Here is an 8,786-nt window from a genome sequence, read left to right as displayed (position 1 = left end):
TTTTCACGTGAGATTATCTGACACCTCGTATTTTAACAGGTGGTATTTCTTTTTTCAAAGTTCATTTTTATTTATTACAGGAATGCTCCTTGTTATTATTTTTAATGCATACAAATATAATTTATTATAAATTGTATCTATGTTATAATACTATTATGTCATTTTTGTATTGATGTATCAATACTTTTTTAAAAATTGTCCTGATGTACCATTTAATTGTATCGATTCAATTTTACAAAAAGTTTCTCAAACAATATGTTTAAGGAACTATAATTTTACCTATTTAATTATCACTTACCAATTGGAATCTGAACCTCTGTAAATCACTCACTTCATCTTCTTTATTCCAAATTCTATCGATATAAGATTCTCTTGGTTATCCTACTACTTTATATCCATTATCTTTAATCCATTCAAAAGCAAAATGATATGCCTCAGATAAGCCTCATATAAATTAATAAAACTGTTTTGCCCATACTTTTTTTCCTATTCTTTATTGCTTTTTCAGTTTAAGCCTTCTCCTAAAGGCAAAGTCAATAGGTGAACTTCATTTATTTAGAGATAATAATAAAAAAACCCATAATTCATATAAAATTAATGGGGTTCTGCTATTAATTATATTTATTTTTAGATTCATAAAAAACTAATACAAAAGTATCTCTTTTAATAACTCACTTTTTTAAAAACATTACTTAATTAATTTTAGAAATATAAACTTGTCTTGATTCATTAAATATGTAATCCATAATGTCTTGTTACATCCTTATATAAGTAGAACCTACTACTTTTAATAATATCAAAACTTATTTGTTAAAGAGAAATATAAAAACATAGAAAAAATCCCCTCCATAGCGTGCTCTTTCAGCTATGAGAGGGATTATAAGAATTTAGTATCAGAAATTACAGCAAAGGAATACCATGTTCAGATGCGTAAAAATGCCACTCTGCCATGAGATAGCTGTTATGCTGTATAGGTACTTTCAGTTCACTCAGATACTGTGTATCAGAACGAAGTCGTGGCGAAATTATTATAACTCTTGAAGTTATGATTTTTCCATGTAACACTCAGCAACAGTAGTCCATTTTACAGGTATCCATCCTGCTACCAAAAAACGAATCAATTGTAGTTAAACTCTAATTATCCTAGCCAGTTATTTGTATAAGCTATTATCCCAAATATACCACCAATTAATCCAGCAATTACAACCTTAAAATAAATCTCGTGCTCACACTTTTTCAAATCAATAGAATTCTTTTTTTCTGTATCCATTTGTTTCACCTCACAGGTATATATAGATATTTATTGTACAGTATAGTTCTACTATTATGTAGACATGAAATTATTGTACGATACATCTACTTAAGACATCGCTTCAAAATCTCAGAAAAACCATATTCCATAGGTTATTCAGTACGAATCATCAAAACTTGTTGTACACATATGTTTCGGTAGAAAAATAAAATTGTGACTATTGAGGAATATGTTGTTGTGCCTAGTGTGGAAGTAATCTATTTTTTATATATATTATATCAGAAAAAGCTATGGCTTCAACTGACAGTGAAGAGAGCCATTTGGGGATTGACGTCTATAGTCCTAACATAGTAAAACTTAAGTTTATTTTCTTTAAAAATCTTTTTTTAAATAGACCATATCTACAAGTTTTTTCCCATTCTCATAGATTGGATGATTGTAGTTATCTATAAAAAAGTTTTTAATACAGTGAGATTTTGTAAATCCACAGTTTTCATAAAAGGGAATTGTAAGTGGACTATCTCCTGTTCCAACAAGCATAGTTTTACATTTACCTTTGTAGTATTCAAAAACATACTCTATTAGCTTTTTACCATAGCCTTTTCCTTGACATTGTTCATATGTTGCAATGTTTTTTAACTCATATACGCCATTATTTTCGCGTGTAATAACACAAATAGATTTTAATTCTCCATCGTATAGAGCAAACATATCTCCACGTTCTAAATATCTGTCAATCATATCTTCTTGCTCATCTGCCAACAAAAGCAAATCAAGAAATTGTTTTTTATTACTCTCAATCTTTATAATTTTCATTTATTTACCACCCATAGAATTATTTGTATAATATTACTGGTTATGATTATTGCTGTGGTTCGAAATTTAGCAATTCAGTCCTACTTATTTTAATAAATACTGCTACCTAATTTCTTTGCCTCAGTCAAACTCAGATGTCCATCACTTTTTTACTAAAGTGTAAAGCAATAATTCTGCTTTCTTTTCATGCCACAAGAATTTGGCTCTACATATTCAAATCCAAATTGAGAATAGAGTTTGTCTGCAGGCCTATTAGCAATCAAACATACATATGCATGTTGATCAGTGTTCTGCTCTAAATAGGAATCAATTTCTTTCATAATCATTTTTCCTAAGCCTTTATGCTGATAATCTGGATCTACCATAATATCAGAAATAACAAAAGTTATGCCTTGATCACCAACAATTCTTCCAAATGCAATCAACTTTTCCTTATCCCATAAAGTAACAATGAACAATGAATTTTTTAAGGCAATCTCAGTCTTTGATAAGTCTTTTGTTCCCATTCCTGTTCTATGTCTTAAAGAAATATAATCTTTTGCTGAAGGAGCACTATATCTTATATCCATGCCTATTTCTACCTCCGTTATTATAAATAATTTTCAATTAACTTTACATTTCTAGGCTTTTAATAGCATTTTCTGCCCAAGTAGAATCTTTATATATAGCTCTACCTACACCGATAAGATCAGCTTTTCCTGTAGAAAGTAGTTTTTCAGCAGCATTAATTTCAGTTATTCCACCAGTTAGAATAACTGGAACTGACACAACATCCTTGATAGCTTCGGTCAATGATGAAAAATAACCTTGTCCTGTTAGGTTTGGAACACTATAACCACAGAACCCACCAGAAATATCAAGAATATCTACTCCTGCTTTTTCAAAAGCCACTGCTGCAATTTTGCTATCTTCAATTGTAACTCCATCCTTCATATAATCAGAAGCACCTAGGCGAAGAAGAATTGGGAAATCATCTCCAATAACATCACGTATTGCTTTAATAATTTCCAAATGAATCTTAATTCTACCTAATATATTGCCTCCATATTCGTCTGCTCTCTTATTTGTAAGAGGAGAAAAAAATTGGTTTAGAAGATACCCATGGGCAGAATGAATCTCCACTCCATCAAAACCAGCTTCTTTTACACGTAGTGCAGCATCCTTAAAACATTTAACAATATTCTTGATTTCATCTTTATTAAGTTCCTTTGGAATATCGCCTTTACGTGGATTCACTATAGGTGAAGGTCCAACTGGTTCATATCCTGTAACATCTTTATAAGCTGCACTTCCAGCATGATTAATTTGCATTACTGCTTTAGATCCATTTTTATGGATAGTGTTTGCCAATTTTTTTAAGCCTTCTACAGCATTATCATCTGCTATAGAAAGTTGTCTTTCGCTAGCCTTTCCTTGTTGTGTAATAAAGCTATGTTCTATAATAATCAACGATATATATCCACCTTGTGATTTTTTATCATAGTAATCTAATAGTTCTTTGCTAATCTTTCCATCCTGTTCAGATTTTGAAGTAGCAATAGGCGGCATAACTAATCTATTGTTCAGAACCAATTTACATTTATTCAGTGTTTTAAGTAAATATGACATTTTTATATCCTCCCTAAAATCATAAATTTTGTTTTCTCCCAAAACTCCTATATCTTTATTAACACTAGGTACTTCATTTTTTCATGGTTATTAATTTCAGCAGAAGGTACTGATATACCTGTTTTTAATAATTCTTCAACAATCTTATCACTCACCTTTATGTCCTTATACTTTCTTATACTTGTTCTATTAAATATAGCATCCAGCTAGACATCAGTGTCTATGTCAATATCATCCTAATCCCTAAACTATCTATATGCAAAAAATATAAAGCAATGGGATGCCTTTTAACAATTTTTTCAAAAACTTAATATAGTGAAAAGCCAAAGAACTAATTACTATGTCAAGTGAATTTTAAATAAAAAAATATCCTCTATAGACTTACAGATATAGCATATATTTTTATCTGTCTTTTCTTTTTCTACTGTAAGCATTTTTTCTGAAATATCAACTCCGATGACATCCTTTGCATCATGTTCTCTATTACATATTAACAATGCAATCTAAATCCAAGACACATTTGTTGAGAATCATTATAGTAATACACTTATTTCTATATTTTTTGCCTAATATTTCTCCTGGCAAGCCATCTATTTCTCATATTTCGCCTGAAATAAATCCATTATTAATTATACTAGATGATTCAGTCCCTCCTCTGATGTTAGCATTTCAAGATTATCAAATATCTTTTTTTCATTCCAATTCCACCATTGGAGCTTTAGCAGCAATTCAATTTTCTCATCACTAAAACGTTTCTTAATAAATTTAGCAGGATTCCCACCATAAATTGCATAAGGCTCAATATTTTTTACTATTGTCGAGTTAGCAGCAATTATCGCACCGTCACCAATCTTAACACCTGGCATGATGGTAACATTTTGACCAATCCATACATCATTGCCAATCACAGTATCACCCTTAAATGGTAACTGCTCTACTGTGGGGGTGACCTTTTCCCAGCCTCCTGCGAAAATATTAAAGGGATAGGTTGTAATTCCATCCATTTTATGATTCGCTCCGTTCATAATGAACTTGATACCCTCTGCAATTGCGCAAAATTTGCCTATTATCAATTTGTCTCCCAGGAATTCATAATGGTGTTCTATATTATCATAAAATTTCTCTGGAGATTTTTTGTTGTCGCTATAATAAGTGTATTCACCGATTTCAACATTTGGTCTTTTAGGCAAATTACTTATATAGCAAACCGTCTTTATATTTTCATTCGGATAAAGCTTTTTCTTATCTGGTCCAGTCATAGAATACTCACTCCTCTCTAGATTTTTTTATTTTTTCATAAAGCCCTATTATAATCATTAAAAAAACAAGCCTAATTGGAGTAAATCATATTCACTAATTTCTCCATTGGAAGACTATATGCATCTATGTTTATACTCATATATTTATCACCCTTTCACATTTATAAACAAAACAAAAACCTTCCGTGCATAAAAGCTTTGGAAGGTTTATAGATATCACATATAAATAAGATTAGCACAGAAATTAAATAATTAAAAATAATTTAGTAAGTGCTCTATAAATATACTCTAAATATGATACTATCATAATCCTATCCAAAACTCTTATAGCAGTTTATGGCAATTCTAACTAGACTCTCCTATTTAAAAACATAAAAGATGTTTGAATTTCACCATAACTAATTTAACTACTTAAAACTGGATAAGATTATTTGATCATTTTAGCTGATCACCCCTTATTTTTATTTTAATATTTCACATTGATTATAAAACTTTTAGCTTATAAATGTCAAGAATCATGTCTTCAACAATTTAAATAACTATGACTAATAATTTTTTAAGAATAAAAATTGACCTGCTATAGAATTTTCATCTAACATTAGATCGTCCAGAGTTCCTGCTGAAATTACTTTGCCTCCAATGATTCCACCTTCTAGCCCGAGATCTATTATCCAGTCAGAAGCCTTTATGACTTGTTGATTGTGTTCTACTACAATTACTGTACTTCCCTGAATCTACTGTTTAGTTTAGAGGTATAAGAGAATTTTCTACATCAATTGGCTGTAATCCTGTTGTTGGTTCATCGATTAGATATAGATTATTCTTACCATCGTTATTAACCAACTCTTTCGCTAGCTTTAACCGTTGTCCTTCGACCCCAGAAAAAGTAGTTAATGCTTGACCCATCTCTATATAGCCAAGCCTACATCTCCAAGCAACTTTAAAACATATACAATTTTAGAATAATCATTGAAGACATTCAAAGTATCTCCAACAGACACCCGTAGAATGTCCTTTATAGAATAATCCTTATATTTTATTGATAACACCGTATTATTAAATTGGTTTCCACCGCAAACTGGACAAGAAATTTCCAAGTCCATGAAAAATAGCATGTTGTTTGTTACATATCCAAGTCCTTGGCAATTTTCGCAACGTCTTTCTTTCAATTTAAACGAAAAATGCTTAGTGGTTAATCCTCTGTCTTGAACATCCTTTAATCCATCAAAAATTCTCCTTATTTCAGAATAAACCCCAGAGTAAGTCGTCACATTTGAGGGCTTGATTCTAGTAAGGGAAGCTTACTCCACTGCGATAATCTGGTCAAAAGCTTCAGCTCTGGTGCCCAACCGACAATCTCTTTTATCATTTCATGTCTATAGCATCAAAAAAATTAATATTTTTTTACAATATGTTTATATATTTATTAATCATGGTGCCTTTTAATTAATAAAGAAGGGTAAACATGTTCTATTAATAACTGTTCGAAATATTCGTACTGTTTTTCTTGTTTGCTTAATAAATTCTTTATTATATTCTTTCCGTTAAAATAAGAAAGAGAGTAAATTCTTTTAAAGACTGATTCTTTAAGATTGGTAATAACACGATATAATACTTCATCAGATTGCAAAGTATATTCTTTCATATATTTCTTTACCTGTTCTTCTGAACAACCGTCATTAAGCAAAATAGCAGCATTTCCATAAATCTGGTCTAATGAATTTGTTCTAGCAGCTTTAATTAAACAAGCTAAGTTAACATCATCTGTTTTTATATCTAGTCTTTTATATATATTTTCCTGCATCCATCTTGCTGCATCTTCTGGTTCGAATATTATGTCAAAAGCAATCTCTCCAATTCCTTCAGAAATAACAAGTCTTGGACTAATTAGAATAGCTATTTGATGTTCAGTATAATCAATAGCATGTGAGTATTCCATTTCCTTCATGCAAAACTCCGTATGGTGCCCAGGGTATAATTCATGACTTATAACAGGCAATAAGTTAAATACATTCAGTGGAATATCTTCATTTATTTGCATAAGCGAACTATAATTCCCTAGATACCAAGTAGCTGCTCCAAATTTTTTATTGGAAATCATCTTAAGTATTACTTTTTCCTCTACAGGAAGATCTACTACTTTTTTTGTACGTTTACGTATTTCATCTATAACAGAATTTATTATAATCATTTTTTCATTTCTATTTTTAAAAGAATAAATATTTCTTTTATTCCAGTTATCAAACCTATTAAATATATCTCCTTTACCAGGTAACCCTTGCTTATATAATTCTATTCCTTGTTTAAAATATTCTTCAGGAACCCATTTTAATTCAATATCTAGACATTGTTCAACTTGTTTATTAAAGCTAATTTTTTCCTTATTCAATATACGTAATGTCATTTCCATCGCTTGAACTTGCTTTTCTAAAAACTCATATCGTTGATTTTCAAAATTTTGCTTAGGTAAAGCCTGTATCAACCTACTTGCAGATTTCATTAAGTTACCTATACTTTTATAATTTTCCTTTACTACTATTTCACTTAGTTCATCAGGCCCAATATATGCATCAATAAAATGATCACCAGACTTTTTAAACAGTTTATCAATCCGAAGTGCCAACAGAATGTATTCTTTAAACCATGGATGTAACATAATCCTCCTCCTCTATTATTAGATTATTAACTCAAAATCTAAAGTAGTTAAAACTCCTTTAGTTAAATATATCTAACTGGGTATACCCAAGCACAATATCTTTTTTCTTATTTACTGATGATCTAATTGTTCTTTTCAGCAGTAAATTTCTACCGAATGCACTGTCACCTCACAGGGTGATGAAGGGTAGATTATGCTCATAATTTGTATATTTTATGTAACTATAATTTCTCCTTAATAGGTAAAAGTAAATCAATTTGAATAGTACTGTCATCAGGCGAAAGCATATATTTATTAATATAATTTAAATGTTCTTCCATACATTCCTGCTCAATTAATTGCTCTTTGAGATTGAGTTCATATTTGCTGTTATTTTGCACCCAATTAAGTAGTTTGAACCACTCATCAAAGTTCCCCATAGGGATCATATAAGCGCAATATAAATCCCCGGCAAAATACTTTTTGACAAAAGGAGGGTTTACTTCATAATCATCGGGAATAGTAATCCATCTTTCATAACCATGGTCACTTCCATCTGGCTTGTTTCCATTCGGATTGTTAAAACCGTAATGCCTGAAGTCTGGCTTGATTTCAAAAAGTTTTGTGTCCCTAATAAACTGATTCAGCAAATTACCACTTTCAATTTCAGGAACGTCACCTATACAATGAATACTTGCTACTGTGGAAGGTGACACATAAATAATTCTTACCTCATTATCATGTAATTTGTTTAAGCTTTCGACTGCTTTACTTAGCTCTTTCATTGATTTTTCCTCCTTAAAATTGATCTTAGAAAGGCTCAATGGTTCAACAATCCTTAAAATATCATTATCCTGAAGTAAGTCCAACTTGACATTGACTTTTATACTTTCACTCAGTCGAACAACCAATGTATTCAAAATAGTCCTTATAGTTGTGAGAGCTATTATTTCATTATCAAGCTCAGAAATGTTTTGCTGAAATACTTCAATTATCTCTGTTTGTTCGGTATCTTGAAAAACAAGTTTTATATGTTTTAAAAGTATCCGCAATTTTCGCAATATGTTAACTTGCTACAGACGCTTCACAGCAGCTTCATCATATGTACAATATGCATAATCCTTTATCTTTGTACTTGCCAATATTTCAATTTGTTCGTAAGATGCTGTCAAGTAGGGATTAAGAAAAATTGGTATTTCAGTTATTTACGTCAATA

The 8,786-nt window shown here is 30.6% G+C and carries 9 protein-coding genes; all 9 read right to left on the bottom strand.

The annotated features are described in order from the left end of the window. Positions 1-1,138 precede the first annotated feature (1,138 nt). The 9 genes from HNR33_RS17710 to HNR33_RS17670 all read right to left on the bottom strand — a co-directional run bounded on the left by HNR33_RS17710 (position 1,139) and on the right by HNR33_RS17670 (position 8,622). The gene (locus HNR33_RS17710) at positions 1,139-1,270 is read right to left on the bottom strand and encodes a hypothetical protein (protein WP_429085888.1); all 132 of its coding nucleotides are present in this window, start codon (positions 1,268-1,270) and stop codon (positions 1,139-1,141) included. Positions 1,271-1,624: 354 nt separating this feature from the next. Then, positions 1,625-2,068: a GNAT family N-acetyltransferase gene (locus HNR33_RS17705; RefSeq protein ID WP_429085886.1), complete on the bottom strand. Its 444-nt coding sequence runs from the start codon at positions 2,066-2,068 to the stop codon at positions 1,625-1,627. 152 nt (positions 2,069-2,220) lie between these two features. Beyond that, on the bottom strand, positions 2,221-2,637 hold the full coding sequence (locus HNR33_RS17700) for a GNAT family N-acetyltransferase (protein WP_429085883.1): 417 nt from the start codon (positions 2,635-2,637) through the stop codon (positions 2,221-2,223). Positions 2,638-2,680: 43 nt separating this feature from the next. Beyond that, a complete protein-coding gene (locus HNR33_RS17695) occupies positions 2,681-3,676 on the bottom strand; it encodes an NADH:flavin oxidoreductase (protein WP_429085880.1) in 996 nt (331 codons plus the stop codon). 629 nt (positions 3,677-4,305) lie between these two features. Beyond that, positions 4,306-4,935, bottom strand: coding sequence for a Vat family streptogramin A O-acetyltransferase (locus HNR33_RS17690; RefSeq protein ID WP_429085878.1), 630 nt, complete (start codon positions 4,933-4,935; stop codon positions 4,306-4,308). Between the two features lie 741 nt (positions 4,936-5,676). Further along, complete coding sequence (locus HNR33_RS17685; RefSeq protein WP_429085875.1) at positions 5,677-5,841, bottom strand: hypothetical protein; 165 nt, start codon at positions 5,839-5,841, stop codon at positions 5,677-5,679. A 2-nt stretch (positions 5,842-5,843) separates the two neighbouring features. Further along, entirely contained in the window at positions 5,844-6,206 is a 363-nt protein-coding gene (locus tag HNR33_RS17680; RefSeq protein ID WP_429085873.1) for a hypothetical protein, read from the bottom strand. Positions 6,207-6,361: 155 nt separating this feature from the next. Then, entirely contained in the window at positions 6,362-7,591 is a 1,230-nt protein-coding gene (locus HNR33_RS17675; RefSeq protein ID WP_429085870.1) for a hypothetical protein, read from the bottom strand. 221 nt (positions 7,592-7,812) lie between these two features. After that, a complete protein-coding gene (locus tag HNR33_RS17670; protein WP_429085868.1) occupies positions 7,813-8,622 on the bottom strand; it encodes an effector binding domain-containing protein in 810 nt (269 codons plus the stop codon). Positions 8,623-8,786: the final 164 nt, after the last annotated feature.

This window comes from Brassicibacter mesophilus, from assembly GCF_050433385.1.
In the GTDB taxonomy this organism is placed as follows: Bacteria; Bacillota; Clostridia; order Tissierellales; family Proteiniboraceae; genus Brassicibacter; species Brassicibacter mesophilus.
Note: the sequence above shows the minus strand (reverse complement) of the source record. Positions and strands in the feature narration are given on the sequence as shown.